Annotated in this window: 18 protein-coding genes and 1 tRNA gene; 5 read left to right on the forward strand and 14 right to left on the reverse strand. The window is 42.5% G+C overall.

The genetic code is table 11. The features are described from left to right. The 14 genes from H5161_RS11745 to deoC all read right to left on the reverse strand — a co-directional run. A partial coding sequence (locus H5161_RS11745; RefSeq protein ID WP_033023824.1) for a GTP-binding protein occupies positions 1-125 on the reverse strand: 125 nt, incomplete at its 3' end. Between the two features lie 62 nt (positions 126-187). Beyond that, positions 188-2302 (reverse strand): elongation factor G, encoded by a 2115-nt coding sequence (gene fusA / locus H5161_RS11750; RefSeq protein ID WP_002958887.1) that lies wholly within the window; start codon positions 2300-2302, stop codon positions 188-190. Positions 2303-2329: 27 nt separating this feature from the next. Then, positions 2330-2800, reverse strand: coding sequence for a 30S ribosomal protein S7 (gene rpsG, locus H5161_RS11755; RefSeq protein ID WP_010555004.1), 471 nt, complete (start codon positions 2798-2800; stop codon positions 2330-2332). Positions 2801-2897: 97 nt separating this feature from the next. Beyond that, positions 2898-3272, reverse strand: coding sequence for a 30S ribosomal protein S12 (gene rpsL / locus H5161_RS11760; RefSeq protein WP_002958885.1), 375 nt, complete (start codon positions 3270-3272; stop codon positions 2898-2900). 195 nt (positions 3273-3467) lie between these two features. Continuing rightward, on the reverse strand, positions 3468-7643 hold the full coding sequence (gene rpoC / locus H5161_RS11765; RefSeq protein WP_002958884.1) for a DNA-directed RNA polymerase subunit beta': 4176 nt from the start codon (positions 7641-7643) through the stop codon (positions 3468-3470). A 104-nt stretch (positions 7644-7747) separates the two neighbouring features. Further along, complete coding sequence (rpoB, locus tag H5161_RS11770; protein WP_024597281.1) at positions 7748-11773, reverse strand: DNA-directed RNA polymerase subunit beta; 4026 nt, start codon at positions 11771-11773, stop codon at positions 7748-7750. Positions 11774-12044: 271 nt separating this feature from the next. Then, positions 12045-12407 (reverse strand): 50S ribosomal protein L7/L12, encoded by a 363-nt coding sequence (gene rplL, locus H5161_RS11775; RefSeq protein ID WP_002958882.1) that lies wholly within the window; start codon positions 12405-12407, stop codon positions 12045-12047. Positions 12408-12483: 76 nt separating this feature from the next. Continuing rightward, positions 12484-12978 (reverse strand): 50S ribosomal protein L10, encoded by a 495-nt coding sequence (gene rplJ / locus H5161_RS11780; protein WP_002958881.1) that lies wholly within the window; start codon positions 12976-12978, stop codon positions 12484-12486. 323 nt (positions 12979-13301) lie between these two features. After that, on the reverse strand, positions 13302-14006 hold the full coding sequence (gene rplA, locus H5161_RS11785) for a 50S ribosomal protein L1 (protein WP_002958880.1): 705 nt from the start codon (positions 14004-14006) through the stop codon (positions 13302-13304). 3 nt (positions 14007-14009) lie between these two features. After that, entirely contained in the window at positions 14010-14438 is a 429-nt protein-coding gene (gene rplK / locus H5161_RS11790) for a 50S ribosomal protein L11 (protein WP_002958879.1), read from the reverse strand. Positions 14439-14652: 214 nt separating this feature from the next. Continuing rightward, entirely contained in the window at positions 14653-15216 is a 564-nt protein-coding gene (gene nusG / locus H5161_RS11795; RefSeq protein WP_002958878.1) for a transcription termination/antitermination protein NusG, read from the reverse strand. A 4-nt stretch (positions 15217-15220) separates the two neighbouring features. Then, positions 15221-15598: a preprotein translocase subunit SecE gene (secE, locus tag H5161_RS11800; protein WP_002958877.1), complete on the reverse strand. Its 378-nt coding sequence runs from the start codon at positions 15596-15598 to the stop codon at positions 15221-15223. Positions 15599-15730: 132 nt separating this feature from the next. After that, a tRNA-Trp gene (locus H5161_RS11805) sits at positions 15731-15807 on the reverse strand. A 148-nt stretch (positions 15808-15955) separates the two neighbouring features. Continuing rightward, positions 15956-16699 (reverse strand): deoxyribose-phosphate aldolase, encoded by a 744-nt coding sequence (gene deoC / locus H5161_RS11810; protein WP_182769383.1) that lies wholly within the window; start codon positions 16697-16699, stop codon positions 15956-15958. A gap of 450 nt (positions 16700-17149) precedes the next feature. On the opposite strand from deoC, the gene cysG reads away from it, so the two are divergent. The 5 genes from cysG to cysC are packed head-to-tail and all read left to right on the forward strand — an operon-like array spanning position 17150 to position 23332. After that, positions 17150-18577: a siroheme synthase CysG gene (gene cysG, locus H5161_RS11815; protein ID WP_182769384.1), complete on the forward strand. Its 1428-nt coding sequence runs from the start codon at positions 17150-17152 to the stop codon at positions 18575-18577. A gap of 49 nt (positions 18578-18626) precedes the next feature. Beyond that, complete coding sequence (gene cysD / locus H5161_RS11820) at positions 18627-19526, forward strand: sulfate adenylyltransferase subunit CysD (protein ID WP_002958873.1); 900 nt, start codon at positions 18627-18629, stop codon at positions 19524-19526. Next, complete coding sequence (gene cysN / locus H5161_RS11825; protein WP_182769385.1) at positions 19526-20950, forward strand: sulfate adenylyltransferase subunit CysN; 1425 nt, start codon at positions 19526-19528, stop codon at positions 20948-20950. The genes cysD and cysN overlap by 1 nt, the downstream gene beginning before the upstream one ends. 31 nt (positions 20951-20981) lie before the next feature. Next, on the forward strand, positions 20982-22706 hold the full coding sequence (locus tag H5161_RS11830) for an SLC13 family permease (RefSeq protein ID WP_165743935.1): 1725 nt from the start codon (positions 20982-20984) through the stop codon (positions 22704-22706). Positions 22707-22738: 32 nt separating this feature from the next. Beyond that, positions 22739-23332 (forward strand): adenylyl-sulfate kinase, encoded by a 594-nt coding sequence (cysC, locus tag H5161_RS11835; protein ID WP_007378439.1) that lies wholly within the window; start codon positions 22739-22741, stop codon positions 23330-23332. The last annotated feature ends 7 nt before the right edge of the window (positions 23333-23339 follow it).

The raw sequence follows: 23339 nt of genomic DNA on the forward strand, positions 1-23339 counted from the left end.
CCGCCGTATACTTTTGCAAGTACGTTAGTGATTGCTGCAGTTAGTGTAGTTTTACCGTGGTCAACGTGGCCGATTGTACCAACGTTTACGTGCGGTTTTACGCGTTCAAACTTTTCTTTTGCCATCTTAAAAAATTCCTAATAAAGAAATTAAAGCCTGACTCACTATTGAGCCAGACAAGCTAAAATTATATAACAGCGCGAGCTGAAATTATTGTATCTGCGACATTTTTAGAGGCTTCAGCGTACTTCACAAACTCCATAGAGTATGAGGCACGGCCCTGTGTTGCAGATCGTAAAGCAGTTGCATAACCAAACATTTCAGAAAGAGGAACTTGCGCATTAATTTGCTTAAGTCCACCTAATGCATCTTCCATGCCTTCGATTATGCCGCGGCGACGGTTTAAGTCGCCAACTACATCACCCATATTTGAATCAGGAGTGAGTACTTCAACCTTCATTACTGGCTCTAAAAGTACAGGGTTAGCTTCAAGCGCCCCGTTTTTCATTGCCAGTGAACCTGCTATTTTAAATGCCATTTCATTCGAATCTACATCATGGAATGAACCATCATATAAAGTCGCTTTAACGCCAAGTAATGGGTAGCCTGCCAGTACACCTTGAGACATTTGCTCTTGGATACCTTTGTCTACCGCAGGAACGAATTCTTTAGGAACTGAACCACCTACGGTTTCGTTAACGAACTCGTAAATTGGTGACTCATCATCCGTAATATCCATCGGTTCAAGTTTAATCCAAACGTGTCCATATTGGCCACGACCACCTGACTGACGTATAAACTTCCCTTCAACCTTAACAGTTGAACGAATAGCTTCTCGGTATGAGACCTGCGGCTTACCAACGTTACATTCAACACTGAATTCACGTTTCATACGGTCGACGATGATATCTAGGTGAAGTTCACCCATGCCAGAGATTATAACCTGGCCTGATTCTTCGTCAGTTTGTACGCGAAAAGAAGGATCTTCAGCAGCTAGTTTACCTAGTGCGATACCCATCTTGTCTTGGTCAGCTATAGTGCGGGGCTCAACCGCAATAGAGATTACTGGTTCTGGGAATTCCATACGCTCAAGCGTAATAATAGAATTCGGATCACACAGTGTTTCACCTGTTGTTACGTCTTTAAGACCAATAGCTGCCGCGATGTCGCCTGCGAAAACTTCTTTGATCTCTTCACGAGAGTTTGAATGCATCTGTACGATACGGCCAAGTCGCTCACGCTTACTTTTTACTGGATTATATACCGTGTCACCCTGTTTAACAGTACCAGAGTAAACACGGAAAAAGGTCAAGGTTCCAACGAACGGGTCTGTTGCAATCTTAAATGCGAGTGCAGCAAACGGCGCTTTATCATTAGCTGGACGTTCTTCCTCAGTACCATTTTCTAAGATACCTTGGATTTGTTTCACTTGCTCTGGTGACGGCATATATTCAACAACGCCATCAAGCACAGCTTGAACGCCTTTGTTTTTAAATGCGCTACCACAAGTAACTGGAACAATCTCATTTGCTAATGTTCGTTGGCGTAAAGCATTTTTAATTTCTGCTTCACTTAACTCTTCACCTTCTAAGTATTTATCCATTAGTTCTTCTGTTGCTTCAGCAGCGCTTTCAACTAAATGAGCGCGCCATTCTTCAGCTAATTCCAGAAGTTCTGCCGGTATTGCCTCATAAGAGAAAGTCATACCCTGGTCCGCTTCGTTCCAGTTAATCACTTTCATTTTTATAAGGTCAATAACACCTTTAAAGTCGTCCTCAGCGCCTACAGGCAACTGAATTGGAACAGGCGTTGCTCCAAGACGAGATTTCACCTGGCTGACCACTGCTAAGAAGTCTGCGCCCGTGCGATCCATTTTATTTACGAAGATCATTCTCGGAACTTCGTATTTGTTCGCTTGACGCCAAACTGTCTCAGTTTGCGGCTGTACACCAGATGAAGCACAAAGAACAACTACCGCACCATCTAATACGCGTAAAGAACGCTCTACTTCGATAGTGAAATCTACGTGTCCTGGAGTATCAATAATATTGATACGATGGGCGTCAAATTGAGCGTCCATCCCTTTCCAAAAACACGTTGTTGCAGCAGAAGTGATTGTGATACCACGCTCTTGTTCCTGCTCCATCCAATCCATAGTTGCAGCGCCATCATGTACTTCACCGATCTTATGAGAAAGACCTGTGTAGAACAGAACACGTTCTGTTGTGGTGGTTTTGCCTGCATCTACGTGAGCAACAATACCTATATTACGATAGCGCTCAAGTGGAGTTGTACGTGCCATATGATCCTCTTAAAGGTTAAAGACAGATTACCAACGGTAATGAGCGAATGCTTTATTCGCTTCAGCCATACGGTGAACGTCTTCACGTTTCTTAACCGCAGTGCCTTTATTATCAGAAGCGTCAACGATTTCTTGAGCTAAACGTAAGCCCATAGATTTTTCGCCACGCTTACGTGCAGCGTCTACTAACCAACGCATACCTAATGCGTTACGACGAACTGGACGTACTTCAACTGGTACTTGATAAGTTGAACCACCAACACGGCGAGATTTAACCTCTACCTGTGGACGGATGTTATCAAGTGCAGTTTCAAAGATTTCTAGGTGCGACTTGCCTGATTTCTCAGCAGCCACGTCTAGCGCACCATAAACAATTTTTTCAGCAGTAGATTTCTTGCCGTCTAACATCACGATGTTAACGAATTTAGCAAGAAGTTCCGATCCGAACTTAGGATCTGGAAGAATTTTACGTTGACCGATTACGCGTCTTCTAGGCATTTTGTATCTCCGGTTTATTCAGGTTTGCTCTTTCGAGTCAATCACCCAAAACAATAATTATAAATATTTAGTGCTTGGCCTTACTAACGGAATACAATTACCCTTTAGGGCGTTTTGCACCGTATTTAGAACGAGCTTGACGACGATCGCTAACGCCTGCACAGTCAAGTGCACCACGAACAGTGTGAAAACGCACACCTGGTAAATCTTTAACACGACCACCACGGATTAGGATTACACTATGCTCTTGAAGGTTATGACCTTCACCGCCAATGTATGAAGTTACTTCGAAACCGTTAGTTAAACGTACACGTGCTACTTTACGTAACGCCGAGTTTGGTTTCTTAGGTGTAGTTGTATATACGCGAGTACATACACCGCGCTTTTGCGGACACGCTTTTAGTGCAGCTGAGTTACTTTTCGTAACCTTACTACGGCGTGGCTTACGCACTAGCTGGTTAATAGTTGCCATTTAAATAGCTCCTGAAATTAAAATTACTACTGAAAAAAAATAAAAAATCCGCCCTTTATTTACGAGCCTGCATTAAGCACACAAGTAAATGGGTGGCGGAATTTTAATGAGCAAAGTTTAACCTGTCAACCTAAACTAATCGTAAGACAGCATATAACTGCCTTACGATCACTTAATCTATTGATTAAGAACAGTTTATTGATTTCCAGACAAATCAGCATTTAGAGCGTCTGTAAGTGCTTGAGTCGCCTCTTCTGCACTTACTGTTTGCTCTTCTACTACTACTTTGCTTTGTTTACGGCGAGCCATACGTTCTTGATGATATGCAAAACCGGTACCGGCTGGGATCAAACGACCCACAATTACGTTTTCTTTAAGACCGCGAAGCTCATCGCTCTTACCATTCACTGCCGCATCTGTAAGAACACGTGTTGTCTCTTGGAAAGACGCTGCAGAGATGAAAGATTCTGTTGCTAGTGATGCTTTTGTGATACCCATTAACTGGATTTCAAACTTAGCTGGTATCTTACCTTGTTTTTCAAGGTCACGGTTTGCGATATTAACGCGCGCCACTTCGATTTGTTCACCGGCTAAGAAGTCAGTATCACCGCCGTGCATAATGGTACATTTACGTAACATTTGACGGATAATTGTTTCAATGTGCTTGTCATTGATCTTAACGCCTTGCAAACGGTAAACCTCTTGCACTTCGTTAACGATATAGTTAGCAACATGAGTCACACCACGTAGGCGTAAGATGTCATGCGGTGATTCAGGACCATCGGCAATAACTTCACCTTTAGACACTTGCTCACCTTCAAACACGTTAAGTTGACGCCACTTAGGAATCATCTCTTCGTAATGATCACCTTCAGCTGGAGTAATAACTAAACGCTTCTTACCTTTAGTCTCTTTACCGAAGCTAATTGTACCAGTTACTTCAGCTAATATAGCTGGATCTTTTGGCTTACGAGCTTCAAATAAGTCGGCTACGCGTGGTAGACCACCCGTGATATCACGAGTTTTCGAACCTTCTTGCGGAATACGTGCTAACACGTCACCTGGGTTTGCTGTAACGCCGTCAATAACTTCAATCGTAGTGAATGAAGGAAGACGTGTTTCTTGCAGACCGCGCTCTTCACTTTCAATGATAAGCTTTGGTTCTTTCGTATTTACTTTAGCAAGGTCTTTAACAACTACACGGGTTAAACCGGTTAGTTCATCTGTCTGTGCTTCAGTATTTGAATCATCGATATCGCTGAACGATACTTTTGACTTATGCTCAAGAACGATTGGGTGACTATGCGGGTCCCAAGTAGCAACGATGTCGTTACCTTGAACTTCTGCATTGTCTTGCACTGTTAGTACCGCACCGTAAGGTACTTTATAACGCTCTTTCTCACGACCATGACTATCGATGATAGTAATTTCCGTAGAACGAGAGGTAATAACAATCTTACCGTCTGTGTTTAATACGTACTTAGAGTTATGAAGTTTTAATGTACCGTTAGTTTTAACTTGTACATTATTTTCTGCAGATGCTCTAGATGCCGCACCACCGATGTGGAAGGTACGCATTGTTAACTGTGTACCCGGCTCACCGATTGATTGAGCCGCGATAACACCCACTGATTCACCAGCGTTAATGATGTGACCACGTGCTAGGTCACGACCGTAACAGTTAGCACAAACACCAAAGTCATTATCACATGTGATAACAGAACGTACGCGAACTTCATCTACTGAGTGCTCTTCTAAAAGGTCACACAGTTTTTCGTCAAGCATAACATTACGTTCAACAAGTACAGTATTAGTACCTGGAATTACAATATCTTCAGCAACAACACGACCTAAAACACGTTCGCGAAGTGCTTCTACAACATCACCACCTTCAATAAGCGGTTTCATTGTTAAGCCATCTTCTGTGCCACAGTCATCTTCATTGATTACCAAATCTTGTGCAACGTCTACTAGACGACGCGTTAGGTAACCCGAGTTTGCTGTTTTAAGTGCTGTATCGGCAAGACCTTTACGCGCACCATGCGTTGAGATGAAGTACTGAAGTACGTTTAGACCTTCACGGAAGTTAGCTGTGATTGGCGTCTCGATGATTGAACCATCTGGACGTGCCATTAGACCACGCATACCCGCCAACTGACGAATCTGTGCAGCACTACCACGAGCACCTGAGTCGGCCATCATAAACACTGAGTTAAATGACGGTTGCTCTACTTCTTCACCTTTTGCATTGATAACTGTATCTTTTGACAAGTTAGCCATCATCTCACGTGATAAGTTTTCGTTTACACGTGACCAGATATCGATAACTTTATTGTACTTTTCACCAGCCGTTACAAGACCTGATTGGAATTGTTGGTTGATTTCAGTCACTTCAGCTTCAGCTGATTCAATTATCTGTGCTTTAATCGGTGGGATAACTAAGTCATCAATACCGATAGAAACACCTGACTTCATTGCATAATGGAAACCGGTGTACATAACTTGGTCAGCAAAGATAACTGTATCTTTAAGACCTAGACGACGGTAACACTCATTCAATAAGCCAGAAATCTGCTTTTTACCTAGCGGCTGGTTGATTGACGCAAACGGCATGCCTTTAGGTAAAATTAGAGACAGAATTGCACGACCAACAGTTGTATCGATAACAGTAACAGTATCTTCTACTATGCCGTCTTCGTTTTTAACTGATTGGCTAATACGTACTTTCACGATTGCGTGAAGGTCTGCATTGCCGCTGCGGTATGCTTTTTCTGCTTCTTTTGGATCTTTAAATATCGCGCCTTCGCCCTTAGCGTTAATGCGGTCACGAGTCATGTAATAAAGACCCAATACAACATCCTGTGAAGGAACGATGATTGGCTCACCATTCGCAGGAGATAGAATGTTGTTTGTTGACATCATTAAGGCACGAGCTTCAAGCTGTGCTTCGATTGTTAACGGTACGTGTACCGCCATTTGGTCACCATCGAAATCGGCGTTGTAGGCCGCACATACTAATGGATGCAAATGAATCGCTTTACCTTCGATAAGCACAGGTTCAAACGCTTGGATACCCAAACGGTGAAGTGTTGGTGCACGGTTAAGTAATACTGGATGTTCACGAATTACTTCGTCAAGTACATCCCATACTTCCGGAACTTCACGTTCAACCATCTTCTTAGCTGCTTTGATTGTCGTAGCCATGCCGCGACGCTCTAATTTGCCATAGATGAATGGTTTGAATAACTCTAGTGCCATCTTCTTAGGAAGACCACATTGGTGAAGCTTAAGAGTAGGACCTACTGTGATTACAGAACGGCCTGAATAATCTACACGCTTACCAAGTAAGTTCTGACGGAAACGACCTTGCTTACCCTTGATCATATCAGCAAGAGATTTAAGAGGACGTTTGTTAGAACCTGTAATTGCACGACCACGACGACCGTTATCAAGTAGCGCATCTACCGCTTCTTGTAACATACGTTTTTCGTTGCGTACAATAATGTCTGGTGCTGCTAAATCTAGTAGACGCTTAAGACGGTTATTACGGTTAATAACACGACGGTAAAGGTCGTTTAGATCAGATGTCGCAAAACGACCACCGTCTAATGGTACTAATGGACGTAGATCAGGTGGCAATACTGGAAGTACTGTCATGATCATCCACTCAGGGTTATTACCTGATTGGTGGAACGATTCCATTAACTTAAGACGTTTAGTGATTTTTTTACGCTTAGTTTCAGAGTTAATTGTTGGTAACTCTTCACGCATCTCAGCAATTAATTGAGCAAGATCAAGTTCACGAAGCAAGTCTAAAACTGCTTCAGCACCCATCTTCGCTTCAAATTCATCACCGTGCTCTTCTAGTGAATCTAAGTATTCTTCTTCACCTAATAGTTGACCACGCTCAAGCGTTGTCATACCAGGCTCAGTTACTACGAATGATTCGAAGTAAAGAACACGTTCAATATCACGAAGCGTCATATCTAGCATTAAGCCAATACGTGACGGTAATGATTTTAAAAACCATATATGTGCAACTGGGCTCGCAAGGTCGATATGACCCATACGATCGCGTCGCACTTTAGTGAGTGTTACTTCAACGCCACACTTTTCACAGATCACACCACGGTGTTTAAGGCGTTTATATTTACCACATAAACACTCATAATCTTTCACTGGGCCGAAAATACGGGCACAGAATAAGCCGTCGCGCTCAGGCTTGAAAGTACGGTAGTTAATAGTCTCAGGTTTCTTTACTTCACCGTATGACCATGAACGAACCATGTCTGGTGAAGCAAGACCAATGCGAATTGCATCGAATTCTTCGGTCTTATTTTGTTGCTTCAGAAACTTAAGTAAGTCTTTCACCTTAGCTCTCCTGTCGGAGTTAATCTTGAGGACGGATAGTCTCGTCCCTACATTCTATTCAGCCATAACAGATGCTGCAGCGTTAACTGCAGCATCTAATTGGCTTAATTTTCTTCCAACTCGATGTTGATACCCAGTGAGCGGATTTCTTTCAACAATACGTTGAACGATTCTGGCATACCTGGTTCCATTTTATGGTTACCATCAACGATGTTTTTATACATCTTAGTACGACCGTTCACGTCATCCGATTTCACTGTTAGCATTTCTTGTAGAGTGTAAGCAGCACCGTAAGCTTCAAGTGCCCATACTTCCATCTCACCAAAACGCTGGCCACCGAACTGTGCTTTACCACCCAGCGGCTGCTGAGTAACAAGGCTGTAAGAACCAGTAGAACGTGCGTGCATCTTATCGTCAACCAAGTGGTTAAGTTTAAGCATGTACATGTAACCAACAGTTACTTGACGTTCAAACTGATCGCCAGTACGGCCATCATAAAGTGTAACCTGACCACTTCGAGGATATCCACCAAGCTCAAGCATGTCTTTGATTTCGCTTTCTTTCGCGCCATCAAATGCAGGAGTAGCTATTGGTAAACCACCTTTTAAGTTTTCAGCTAGACGACGAATTTCGTCATCAGTGAAGCTAGCAATGTCTACAACTTGGCGAGATTCACCAATTTCGTAAGCTTGCTTGATGAATTCACGTAGCTCATGAAGCTCACGTTGTTCTTTCATCATCTCTTCAATACGTTCACCGATACCACGTGCAGCAAGACCCATATGTGTTTCAAGGATCTGACCGATGTTCATACGCGATGGTACACCTAGTGGATTCAATACGATATCTACCGTACGACCTTTGTCATCGTAAGGCATATCTTCTACTGGTACGATAGTCGAGATAACACCTTTGTTACCGTGACGACCCGCCATTTTATCACCCGGTTGGATACGACGTTTAACAGCTAGGTATACTTTAACAATCTTAAGTACGCCTGGTGCTAAATCATCACCTTGGGTAATTTTACGACGTTTGTTTTCAAACTTTTTATCGTATTCAGCTTTAAGCTCATCGTACTGTGCAGCTAGTTGCTCAAGCTCAGCTTGCTTGTCTTCTTCAGCAAGGCTTTGCGTAAGTACTTTTTCAGCATTAAGAGATGCAAGTTTTTCTTCATCAAAACCAGCAGCTATAAGTAGCTTGCGTGCACGGTCTAAAACGCCTGCTTCTAAAATACGGAACTCTTCGTTGAAGTCTTTCTTCGCTTCGCGAAGCTGCATATCTTCAACTTCTAACGCGCGTTTATCTTTTTCAACACCATCACGGGTGAAAACTTGCACGTCAATTACAGTACCAGTTACAGAGTTTGGTACACGTAAAGAGCTGTCTTTAACGTCAGACGCTTTTTCGCCGAAGATAGCACGTAGTAGCTTCTCTTCAGGTGTAAGCTGTGTCTCGCCTTTAGGAGTCACTTTACCTACTAGGATATCGCCGCCTTTAACTTCAGCACCAATATATACAACGCCTGATTCATCAAGCTTGCCTAGCGCAGACTCACCCACATTCGGGATATCTGCAGTGATCTCTTCAGGACCTAATTTAGTATCACGGGCAACACACTGTAGTTCTTGAATATGGATAGTCGTTAGACGATCTTCTTCAACTACGCGCTCTGATAACAAGATTGAATCTTCGAAGTTGTAACCGTTCCATGGCATGAATGCCACGCGAAGGTTTTGACCAAGGGCTAAGTCACCTAAGTCAGTCGAAGGACCATCTGCTAACACGTCACCACGAGTAACCGGTTCGCCAACCATACAAGTTGGTTTTTGGTTAATACATGTATTTTGGTTAGAACGTGTGTATTTGGTTAAGTTGTAGATGTCGATGCCCGCTTCACCAGGGATGCGTTCTTCTTCATGTACATTTACAACGATGCGACTTGCGTCAGCATACATTACTTCACCACCACGTTTAGCAACGATAGTTACACCAGAGTCTTTCGCTAGTGTTAACTCAATACCAGTACCTACTAACGGTTTATCCGCTTTCAATGTTGGTACTGCTTGACGTTGCATGTTTGAACCCATCAATGCACGGTTAGCATCATCGTGTTCTAGGAACGGGATAAGTGCTGCCGCTACAGAGATCACCTGTTGTGGTGATACATCCATATACTGCTGGTCCATGCGACCCATAAAGGTAGATTCACCTTTGTGACGACATGGAATAAGTTCATCAACAAACTCATTGGTTTCAGTTAAGTTTGAGTTCGCCTGTGCGATAACAAACTGACCTTCTTCAATGGCTGATAAGTAATCAACTTCATCAGTTACAACACCATCTACCACTTTGCGGTAAGGTGTTTCTAAGAAACCGTAGTCATTTGTACGTGCGTACGTAGACAACGAGTTAATTAGACCGATGTTTGGACCCTCAGGAGTCTCGATTGGACATACGCGACCATAGTGAGTTACGTGAACGTCACGTACTTCAAAGCCTGCGCGTTCACGAGTTAGACCGCCCGGACCTAATGCAGAGATACGACGTTTATGCGTAACTTCTGATAGTGGGTTATTTTGGTCCATAAACTGTGATAACTGAGACGAGCCGAAGAACTCTTTAACCGCTGCCGAAATAGGCTTAGCGTTAATAAGATCTTGTGGCATTATCGCGTCAAGGTCACCTAAGCTTAAACGCTCACGTACAGCACGTTCAACACGTACTAGACCAACACGGAATTGGTTCTCAGCCATTTCGCCAACACTACGTATACGACGGTTGCCTAAGTGATCGATATCATCAACATCGCCTTGACCGTTACGAATAGCAATTAATACTTTCATAACAGACACGATGTCTTCTTTGCTTAATGTGCCTGGGCCTGTGTCTGTATCGTAACCAACACGGCTATTGAACTTCATACGACCTACAGTAGATAAGTCATAACGCTCTTCAGAGAAGAACAAGTTCTGGAATAAGGCTTCAGCCGCGTCTTTCGTCGGTGGCTCGCCTGGGCGCATCATGCGGTAAATTTCTACTAGTGCTTCTAAACGGCTGCTTGAAGAGTCAATGTTCAATGTATTTGACATGTAAGCACCGCTGTCCACTTCATTGATATATAACGTATCAATTTTAGTGTGACCGGCTTTAACCAATTCAGCCATTAGCTCTAGAGTTAGCTCGTCATTTGCATTTGCAATAACTTCACCAGTTGACTCATCAACATAGTTTTTAGCTACAATACGGCCAATGATGTACTCATGTGGTACTTCTAATTGCTTAATGCCTTTCTTCTCGATGCTCTTGATGTGGCGAGCCGTAACACGACGACCGCTTTCAACAAATACTTCACCGTCTTCGCTCTTGATATCAAAAGCGGCAGTTTCACCACGTAAACGCGAAGGTACAAGTTCCATAAGAACTTTACCATTCGTTACTTCAAACGTAGTGTTATCGAAGAACATATCTAGGATTTCTTCGCTAGAATACTCTAGTGCACGTAGGATGATAGACGCCGGTAATTTACGACGGCGGTCAATACGTACATATAAGTTATCTTTTGCATCAAATTCGAAGTCTAACCATGAACCACGGTAAGGTATAACGCGTGCGTTATATAATACTTTACCCGATGAATGGGTTTTACCGCGGTCGTTATCAAAGAATACACCAGGGCTACGGTGTAGCTGAGAAACGATAACACGCTCTGTACCATTGATTACAAAAGTACCGGTATCTGTCATGAGCGGAATTTCGCCCATGTAAACTTCTTGCTCTTTAATGTCTTTAACTGTGCCTGGTGCTTCTTTGTCCATAACAACAAGACGCAGTTTCACGCGAAGTGGAGCAGAATAAGTCACACCGCGAATTTGACATTCTTTTACATCGAAAACTGGCTCACCAATACGGTAACTTACGTATTGAAGCTCAGAATTTCCCGAGTAGCTTTTAATAGGGAACACAGAACGGAAGGCAGCTTCCAAACCATGATCGCCATCAGCGTCCGGCACTAAGAATTTTTTAAACGATTCTAACTGTGTAGACAGTAAAAAAGGTATATCCAAAACTTGTGGACGTTTACCAAAATCCTTACGGATACGTTTCTTTTCAGAATAAGAGTAAGCCATGGGGTTCCTCAGCTTGCTGATCTTTGACCCGACCTGTTCTTGTAAGAACAGACTTAACTGGCAGCTATGCCAAGATTTTACAACATTTAACTGTTGTTCTAATTAGATCCCACTTTAACACTAGCAAACTATAAAGCGTTGAAAGTAAAGAAAAAATCAGATTTTATTTGAACTAAAAGAGTGCATCACTCTATAGCGCAAAAAGGCCGGTGATTAAATAATCACCAGCCCTTGCCTGATTTCTCAGGCAGCGAACTTAGCAAAAGCTAAATTACTTAACCTCAACTTCAGCACCAGCTTCAGTAAGATCTTTTGCAAGTGCTTCAGCTTCTTCTTTAGATACACCTTCTTTAACAGGTGTAGGAGCAGCTTCAACAAGAGCTTTCGCTTCTTTAAGGCCAAGGCCAGTTGCGCTACGAACAGCTTTGATTGCAGAAACCTTGTTAGCGCCAGCGCCAGTAAGGATTACGTCAAATTCTGTTTTCTCTTCAGCAGCTTCAGCAGCTGGACCAGCTACCATTGCAGCTGCAGCAGTTACGCCGAATTTTTCTTCCATTGCTTCGATAAGAGCAACAACGTCCATTACTGACATTTCAGCAATTGCGTCAAGGATTTGGTCTTTAGATACAGACATTACAAATTTCCTAATAATTAACGGACATTAAGTCCAAATAAATTTTACACCGAAAGTGAGATTAAACAGCTTAAAATTAAGCAGCTTGCTCTTCTTTCTGTACACGTACTGCTTCAATTGTTTTACACAATTTGCCAGCAGACGCTTCTTTCATAGCACTCATTAAGCGTGCAACAGCTTCATCGTATGTAGGTAATGTAGCAAGCATTGCTGCATCAACAACATTTCCTTCAAAAGCGGCCGTTTTAAGCTCGAATTTCTCATTCTTTTTCGCGAAATCTGAAAAGATACGCGCAGCAGCACCTGGGTGCTCTGATGAGAAAGCGATTAAGCTTGGACCAACAAATGAATCAGAAAGACACTCAAAATCTGTTCCTTCAAGAGCACGTTTTGCTAAAGTGTTACGGACAACTTTCATCCAAACACCATTTGCACGAGCTTCTTTACGAAGGGCAGTGATTGCGCCAACTGTTACACCACGAGAATCTGCAACAACTGCAGATAGAGCACCATTGGCTGCTTCGTTGACTTCAGCAACTATTGCTTTTTTGCCTTGAAGATTTAAAGCCATGGGTGTTACTCCTGGTTTAATGGGGGTACCGATTATCGGATTCCCCTGTTCTACTCTTCCCTACCAAACAAGGTAGAGATGCTTTTTACGGCGAGAGCCAGAAGGATTAGGAAAAATCTATCTGGGGTCTACACCGTCTACGTAGGTGAATATTAAGGCCGAAGCCACCTACGGTCTTGGACGGAAGCCCAATTTATCGTTAACCCCGAAGGCTTAACGAAATTATGGACTTCAACCCGAATTCTTTACTTTGCAAATTAATAAATTAATCAACAAAATGGCGCGAAATTATAGTACAAATTTCACGCCATGTAAACACTCAATTAAGCAACAATAGTGCTTAAAGTGTTTTGGTCAACAGAAACACCTGCGCCCATTGTTGTAGAGATAGTTACTTTCTTCAAGTAAACACCTTTAGCTTGAGAAGGTTTAGCCTTCTTAAGCGCAACAATTAGAGCTTCAAGGTTTTGTTGTAACTGCTCTGCAGTGAAATCAACCTTACCAATAGTAGTATGGATGATGCCATTTTTGTCATTACGGTAACGTACTTGACCTGCTTTAGCATTTTTAACTGCTTCTGCAACGTTAGGCGTTACAGTACCAGTTTTAGGGTTTGGCATTAGACCACGTGGGCCTAAGATTTGACCTAGTTGACCAACAACACGCATAGCGTCTGGTGATGCAACAACAACGTCAAAGTTCATCTCGCCTTTTTTAACTAGTTCAGCAAGATCTTCCATACCTACTAATTCAGCACCGGCTTCTTTTGCAGCTTCTGCATTAGCGCCTTGTGTGAATACAGCAACACGAACGTCACGACCAGTACCGTTAGGTAGTACAGTAGCACCACGAACGTTTTGATCAGATTTACGAGCATCGATACCAAGGTTAACGGCAACGTCAACACTTTCTACGAATTTAGCTGTCGCTAACTCTTTTAAAAGAGCAACTGCTTCATTGATTTCGTAATCTTTAGTTACTTCCACTTTTTCGCGGATAGTACGCATACGTTTAGTTAATTTAGCCATTTCTTAGTCCTCTACGTTCAAGCCCATCGCACGCGCAGAACCTGCGATAGTGCGAACCGCTGCGTCCATATCGGCAGCTGTAAGGTCAGTTCGTTTTGTCTCAACAATTTCTTCAAGTTGAGCACGAGTTACTGTGCCTACTTTATCAGTGTTAGGACGGCCTGAGCCTGACTTGATACCAGCAGCTTTCTTAAGTAAGTAAGCAGCAGGTGGCGTTTTCATGTCGAACGTAAATGAACGGTCACCGTAAACAGAGATCACTACAGGAACTGGAGCGCCTTTTTCGATAGACTCTGTACGTGCGTTAAACGCTTTACAGAATTCCATGATGTTTACACCGTGTTGACCTAGTGCAGGACCTACTGGAGGACTAGGATTAGCCATACCAGCGGCAACTTGTAGCTTGATTAGAGCTTCAACTTTTTTAGCCATTATAAATACCTCATTTGGTGGGTCTCAGCCTTGTGCGCGCGAGGACGCGTACTCTAACGGCTTCCCAGTTTAAAAATTGGTTTCGTACTTTTTGCACAGTAAAAAATAAATTTTACCTTAATACAAAAAGGCCGCTGATTATAAGTTAATCAGCGGCCTTTTTCAAGCTTCATGCCAAAATTTAAATAAAAATTAGCGAAGCTTTTTTAATCAATTACTTATCTTGCTCAACTTGACCGAATTCAAGCTCAACTGGCGTAGAACGACCAAAAATAAGTACAGATACTTTTACGCGGCTCTTTTCGTAGTCAACTTCTTCAACTACACCACTGAAATCTGCAAATGGACCATCTGTAACGCGTACAACTTCACCTGGTTCAAATAATGTAGCAGGTTTAGGTGCTTCAGCATTTTCTTGTAGGCGATTAAGAATGCGCTCAGCTTCTTTAGGGCTGATAGGAGCAGGACGATCAGACGTACCACCAATAAAGCCCATAACGCGTTCTGTGCTGTTCACTAAGTGCCAGCTTGCGTCATTCATATCCATTTGTACTAATACATAACCTGGGAAGAATTTACGCTCAGATTTACGCTTTTGGCCAGCGCGCATCTCAACAACTTCTTCAGTTGGTACTAATATCTCACCAAAGCTCGATTCTAGACCTTCGATTTTAATATGTTCAATTAACGTTTGAGCTACACGCTTTTCGTAACCAGAAAAGGCCTGTACTACATACCAACGTAACTTAATTTCTTTGTTCTCGTTCTCATCCGACATGGGATCAGATCTCCAATCCAGTTAAAAAGCCTACAGCGCGGAATAAAATGCCATCTAATCCCCAAAGGATAAGTGCCATAATCACTGTTGCAACCATTACAATTAATGTCGTGTGGGTAGTTTCTTGGCGCGTTGGCCAAATAACTTTGCGTACTTCAATTCGAGCTTCTTTAGCGAAAGCAAGAAAGTTACGTCCCTTAAATGTTTGCGAGGCAATTGCTAATCCGGCCGCTATTGCAACAACAACGCCAATAGCACGTAGTAATACAGATTGATCTGCATACATGTGATTACCAACAACTGCGCCTGCAAGTAGCGCGATTGCTACTAACCACTTTACTGACTCCATCGCACTTGATGGTGTTTCTACATTCGTGCTCATAATATTATTACCTTAACTACAGACACAACAACCCTACACTACGGCAGGGTTAATCCATTAAAATCTAAACTTAAAAACAGACTTAATTTAAACCGGTTTTTAATCTCAGACTACTCAAATAACAAGTAAAACTGGCAGGGGCGGAGAGATTCGAACTCCCAACCATCGGTTTTGGAGACCGCTGTTCTACCAATTGGAACTACGCCCCTGCAAAGTGGATGCCTATTATACTTACGCAGTTCATTAACACAAGCCTAAAAGATACCCACATTGGAAAATCTAATTAATTAATTACATTATTGTTTAAACTGCTAATAATTTAATCGGTTAGATAAACCTACAATCCAAAGATATTGATTATTTCCCTATGGTTTTATAAACGTCACTTAACAAGCTTGACGCGCCAAACCTAAATGTATTTGCTTGCAAATAATCATCACCCATTATTGCGCGTGCTAGTGCTAAATAATCACTAGCATCGGCAACAGTTTTAACACCGCCAGCCGCTTTAAAGCCCACACGTTTGTTTGAGTTTTTAATGGCTGTTAGCATAATTTTTGTTGATTCAAGCGTGGCATTTACAGCCACTTTACCCGTACTGGTTTTTACAAAATCAGCACCGCCTTCAATTGCAAGTTTCGTGGCTTGAGTAATAAGCGCGTCAGTTTTTAGCTCGCCGCTTTCTATTATTACTTTAAGTTGCGCGCGCGACCCACACACTTTTTTACTTTCGCTTACATAGCTAAGTACAGTTTGAGCATCGCCCGCTATTAGTTTTTTATAAGGAATAACCAAATCAATTTCCTCTGCGCCGCGCTCTATAGCAATAAGTGTTTCGTTAATTACATCACTCAGTGGTGCATCACCCGTTGGAAAGTTAGTGACTGTTGCGACTTTAACATGGTTAAGCTCACGCGCTGCGAGTGCTATTTTTGCATCATCAACAAAATCGCTATAAACACATACTGCGGCAGGCGTACCTAAGGTAGGATTTATGCTATCAACAAGTGCTTGAATGCTTTTGGTGGTATCGCTGGTGTTTAAGCTTGTTAAATCCATCAGTGCGACTGCTAATGCGGCATCTTTTTGGTGTTGTGTCATTAGAGCTCCGTTGCTTATGTAATACCAATTTTATTAAAAACATGATCATTTTAGCGTATTAAATAACGCACTAACTAGGTTAAAAACTATTTATATAGAACAACTATGTATCATAATTTTAGCCTTGTTATTGAGCTATTTTCTCGTCGCTATAATAGATCACTAATTTAATGCAAATGGTATAAGTACAAAATTTGATATGCCTCCATATTAACAAATTAAACTAAACTCGCTATAGCTCATAACCAAACACTATAAGCTGGTTATTTTACTTGTAACTCCGCGCAATCCCTTGTTAACTAGCTCTTAGGCCTAAAAAGCCCACCTATTATAACTTTTGGTTATATCAACTTGGTTTTAATTATTTTTTACTTATTGATAGCCACTATATTCTGCTTATCAGAATAAAGCGTTTTCTTATATTTGAATTTGTTTAGGGGTCTTATTAACGTGCAGTATTTACCTATCTTTACCAAACTCGACAACAAACCAGTATTGGTTGTTGGCGGTGGAGAGGTCGCATTACGCAAATGTCGCGCGTTTTTAAAAGCGAGAGCAAGCGTTACTTTAGTAGCACCTTGGTTTTGCGACGAAATAAAAGAGCATGCACATAATAATGAAGTAACGCTTATTGATGCTTATTTTGATGAATCGCACCTTGATGGCAAAATGCTTGTTATTGCAGCAACCGACCGCGATGAAGTAAACAACAACGTATTTGAACTTGCCAATGCCCGCAATGTGTTTGTAAACGTGGTTGATGACCAACCTAAATGTACGTTTATATTCCCATCCATTGTTGACCGTGACCCAATTACGATTGCTATATCAAGTGCTGGCACAGCGCCCGTACTTGCACGTCGCTTACGCGAAAAGCTCGAAACTCTTATTCCACATCATATTGGCCCACTTGCAACACTTGTCGGTGGCTTTAGAGACAAAGTAAAAAAACGCTTTAAGCATTTTTCAGACCGCCGCCAATTTTGGGAAGGCGTGTTCGACTCATCTGTCGTGAGTAAAGTACAAACCGGCGATACCCAAGCCGCACAGCAGCAACTAGAGCATATGCTAGATGCTAAAGCAGAACCTGAAGGCGAAGTATATGTAGTAGGCGCAGGCCCTGGCGATCCAGAGCTTTTAACACTTAAAGCACTACAACTTATGCAACAAGCCGACGTCGTCGTTTATGACTTTTTAGTCTCTGACGAAATTATGGAACTAGTGCGCCGCGATGCTGACCTTATTTGCGTAGGTAAACGTTTGGGCGATCATAGTGTTGTTCAAGAAGATACCAACCAAATGCTGGTCGACCTTGCTAAACAAGGCAAAAAAGTGTGCCGCATTAAAGGTGGTGACCCGTTTATTTATGGCCGTGGTGGCGAAGAAGTACAAGTACTGGCTGCTAACAACGTAAATTATCAAATTGTTCCAGGTATTACAGCCGCTGCAGGTTGTAGTGCTTACGCGGGTATTCCGCTTACGCATCGCGACCATGCACAAGCCATTCAATTTGTAACTGGCCACTGTAAAAAAGACGGTCAAGAACTTGATTGGCAATCGCTGGCAAAAGCAAATCAAACGCTGGCTATTTACATGGGCGTAATTAAATCGCCGCACATACAAGGCGAGCTTTTAAAACATGGCCGCAAAGCCGACACCCCTGTTGCCATTATCGAAAACGGTACACGTAAAAATCAGCGTGTAGTAACAGGCCAATTAGGCGAACTTGCCGACTTAATTGAACGCAACAGCATTATATCGCCTGCGCTACTCATTATTGGTGAAGTAGCCGCCCTGCACTCGCAACTAGCGTGGTTTGGGAAAAACGAGCAAACAAGCAGCTTTGCACAGCCGCTAACAGATGTATCAAATACATAACCGAATTTTAAATTTGTAACTTTTAATCATTTTAGTAGGACGACTAACAATGGCTTTAACTCACCTTCAGCAACTTGAAGCTGAAAGTATCAAAATCATGCGCGAAGTCGCCGCTGAGTTTGAGAACCCAGTAATGCTTTACTCTATTGGTAAAGATTCGTCGGTACTTTTGCACTTAGCGCGTAAAGCATTTTACCCTGCAAAAATTCCGTTTCCGTTATTACACGTAGACACCAACTGGAAGTTTCGTGAAATGATTGAGTTTCGCGACCGTATAGCTAAAGAATACGGCTTTGATCTACTGGTACACAAAAATCCAGAAGGCATTGAAATGGGCGTAGGCCCGTTTACGCATGGTTCGGGTAAACATACCGACATAATGAAAACCCAAGGCTTAAAGCAAGCGCTAGATAAATACGGCTTTGATGCAGCATTCGGTGGCGCACGCCGAGACGAAGAAAAGTCACGCGCAAAAGAGCGTGTTTATTCGTTCCGCGACAAACACCACCGTTGGGACCCTAAAAACCAACGCCCAGAGCTTTGGAATACCTACAACAGCCAAGTTAATCCGGGTGAGAGCATTCGTGTTTTCCCATTATCTAACTGGACTGAGCTTGATATTTGGCAATACATTTATCAAGAAAACATCGAAATGGTGCCATTGTACCTAGCTAAAGATCGCCCAGTAGTTGAGCGCGACGGTACTTTAATTATGGTTGACGATGAGCGTATGCCTCTTAATGAAGGTGAAGTACCGCAAATGAAATCTGTACGTTTTCGTACATTAGGCTGCTACCCACTTACCGGTGCAGTTGAATCAACAGCCAGTACTTTAACCGAAATCATCGAAGAAATGCTGCTATCTACGTCATCTGAACGTGAAGGTCGTGTTATTGACCATGATTCAGCCGGCTCAATGGAGAAGAAAAAACGTGAGGGGTATTTTTAATGTCTAGCCAAAATAACGATACATTTAACGAAGTAAAAGAAATAGGCATAGACGCCTACCTAGCACGCCAACAAGACAAAAGCTTATTACGCATGCTTACTTGTGGCAGCGTAGATGACGGTAAATCAACACTGATTGGCCGCCTACTGCACGACAGCCACCAAATTTATGAAGATCAGCTAGCAGCCCTTCATAAAGATAACGAGAAAGTAGGTAATGCAGGTGAAGATCTTGACCTTGCTTTATTAGTTGATGGCCTACAAGCTGAGCGTGAGCAAGGTATTACCATTGACGTAGCGTACCGTTACTTTTCAACGGCTAAGCGTAAATTTATTATTGCCGACACGCCTGGGCACGAGCAATACACGCGCAACATGGTAACTGGTGCATCAACAAGCGATGTCGCCATTATTTTGGTTGATGCGCGTTACGGCGTACAAGTACAAACTAAGCGCCATAGCTTTATTTGTGACTCGCTGGGCATTAAACAGTTTGTTGTTGCCGTTAATAAAATGGATATCGTTGATTTTGACGAAACCGTATATGAAAAAATTAAGGCCGATTACCTTAAATTTGCTGAGCAACTTAACGTATCAAACATTAAGTTTGTGCCTATGTCGGCGCTTAAAGGCGACAACGTAGTAACACGCTCTGCACATACACCGTATTACACCGACAAGCCGCTACTAGAGTTATTAGAAGATTCGCCAGCAGCCGAAACAGATACAGGCTTTGAAGCGCGCCTACCGGTGCAATATGTCGTGCGTCCTAACTTAAACTTCCGTGGTTTTCAGGGCACACTGACATCGGGCAAGATGCACGTAGGCGATGCTATAAAAGTATTACCGTCGGGTAAAACATCAAGCATTAAAGAAATTGTTACCTTTGATGGTAATCTGGACAGCGCCGAAGCAGGCCAAGCAATTACCGTTACCCTAAATAACGAGATTGATATTAGCCGAGGGGATGTAATCGTACCTGCAAATTCAACGGCCGCTGTTACTAACCAGCTGCAAGCTAAAATTGTGTGGATGCATGAATCGCCATTAGTGTTAGGTAAAAGCTATAACCTAAAACTAGGTAGCAAAAACACCTCAGCTATTATTAAAAAGATTGACTACACAATTGATGTAAACACGCTTGAGCACGGCACTAGCGACTCATTACAGCTAAACGAAATTGCGATTGTAACGCTTGAACTAACCGAAACTATTTTGGCAGACGAGTACCACAGCAATCACGAAACAGGCTCGTTTATCCTAATCGATCGCTTATCAAACCTAACTGTTGCTGCCGGTATGATTGAGCAAGTACTGCAAAGCCAAACAAAGCAAAGTAACTTTAGCGAATTTGAAGTTGAATTTAACAGCTTAGTACGCAAGCACTTCCCGCATTGGCAAGCGCTTGATATTTCTAAGTTATAAGTTAACTTTAGCCTGTTAGGAATTTAAAAGCATGGTAGAACAGCTCGTTTTAACAGGCATTATGCTTACCTTAGTCGGGTGCCTTTTTGGCACCCGTATTAATCCAGCATGGTTATTTGTAAGCGCTATTGGTACCAGCTACTTAGCAGGGCTAATTGATCTTGAAAGTATGTTAGTTAACTACGCTAACCCGTCGCTTATCACTTTAGTACTATTGGTGTTAGTGTCGACCGCAATAGAAAAAACCACCCTAATTCAAAAGTTAGCGCAATCGCTATCTAAAGGTAGTTTAGTAAAATCGGTAACAAAATTAGGGTTATCAACCGCCTTTTTATCGTCGTTTACTAACAATACTGCCGTTGTTGCATCGCTTATTACCGCGATAAAAGACAATCCTAATCACTCCCCTTCAAAGCTATTATTACCGCTGTCGTACACTGCTATTTTGGGCGGCACTATCACGCTTATTGGTACATCAACCAACTTAATCGTTAATGGCTTTGCAGTAGATGCGGGTATGGAACCGCTGGGCTTTTTTGACTTTACATTAGTGGGTTTAGGCGCGTTAAGCGTAGGCCTAATTACTATTTTAGTAATGCTTAAATACTTACCCGACAACGGTAAAAGCGACCAAGAAGTCGTGCCTTTTTACCTAGAAGGTAAAGTACAAGCAAGCTCAAAATTAATAGGCCAAACCGTAGAAGAAAACGGCCTGCGTGATTTAAAAGACTTATTCCTTGCTGAAATTATTCGCGACGAGAGCCGCATTTGCGCAGTCACTCCGCAGCAAATTATTCAAAAAGACGACGTGCTGCTGTTTGTAGGTGACATAAAATCGGTGCCATTACTTACCCGTTTTGACGGTTTAAAAGTAGTGCACGAGAATCACCAAAAAGACATAGAACACTTAGTAGAAGTAGTCGTAAGTCAATCTTCAAAATTTATTGGCAAAACCGTAAAAGAAGCCCGCTTTAGAGAGCAGTTTCATGCAGCTGTTATTGCCATTCGCCGTGGACATGACCGCTTACAAGGCGGCCTTGGGCAAGTGCAATTACAAGCTGGCGACTCACTTATACTCGCACCAGGCAAAAACTTTTACACTTTGCCTAATTTAAAGCGCGAATTTGTGTATATTTCAGGGTTTGACTTACAAGCCCACCTTGCGCCTAAACAATCAAATATTGTGCTACTAAGCTTTGCTGCAGTACTGGGTTTAAGCATTATTGGCATAGTGCCGCTAGTTAAAGGCTTATTAGTGTTACTGATTGGCTTAATGCTCAGTGGCACCATAAAACTTAACGAAGTAAAACGCCGTTTCCCTATCGAGTTATTGGTGGTTGTAGGTAGCGCCATTGGCCTTGCTAAATTAATGATAGGCACCGGACTTGCCGGGCAAATATCCGACGCCATGTTTATGGTACTTGGCGACTTTGGTCCGTACGGCGCGTTTATTGCCATATTTTTAATGACCGTATTATTTACCGAGCTTATTACTAATAACGCAGCAGCTGCCTTGTCGTTCCCTGTTGCTTACTCGCTCGCGGTTGGTTTTAATGTAGACCCACTACCGTTTATTATGGCGGTTGCCTTTGGCGCATCAGCCAGCTTTATATCGCCATTTGGGTATCAAACTAACCTAATGGTTTATAGCGCGGGTAACTATCGCTTAAAAGATTACATAGTGATGGGCTTACCCCTTTCTATTATTTATTCAATCACGGTATTAACCCTGATCCCGCTGGTATTTCCGTTTTAATACCTGCGCTCACAGCATAAGAGACTCTCCCTATGGATGAAAATATAGTTTGGCATAACTACGCAACTACAAAAGCACAGCGTAGTGAGCAAAAAAAACATAAGCCCGCTATTTTATGGTTTACCGGCTTTTCAGGCTCTGGCAAAAGCACCGTAGCAAACGCACTAGAAGCGGCGCTTAATCAGCAAGGTACGCACACTTACCTGCTCGATGGCGACAACGTACGCCACGGTTTGTGTAAAGATCTAGGCTTTAGCGACGAAGACCGCATTGAAAACATACGCCGCGTAGGCGAAACCGCAAAACTAATGACCGACGCTGGCTTGTTAGTACTTACTGCGTTTATATCGCCTTTTAGAGCAGAACGCGACATGGTGCGCAGCTTAGTAGACGAAGGCGAATTTATCGAAGTATTTATCGATACCCCACTGGATGTATGCGAAAGCCGCGATCCAAAAGGCTTATACAAAAAAGCCCGCGCTGGAGAGATAAAACACTTCACTGGTATCGATTCAAGCTACGAAGTGCCAAACAATCCAGAAATAATTTTAGATACAAGTAAAAACACCCTAGACCAATCGGTTACACAACTGATAACGTATCTAAAACAAAAGCACATAATATAGGTTAACC

This window comes from Pseudoalteromonas sp. SG43-5 (assembly GCF_014164345.1).
In the GTDB taxonomy this organism is placed as follows: Bacteria; Pseudomonadota; Gammaproteobacteria; order Enterobacterales; family Alteromonadaceae; genus Pseudoalteromonas; species Pseudoalteromonas distincta.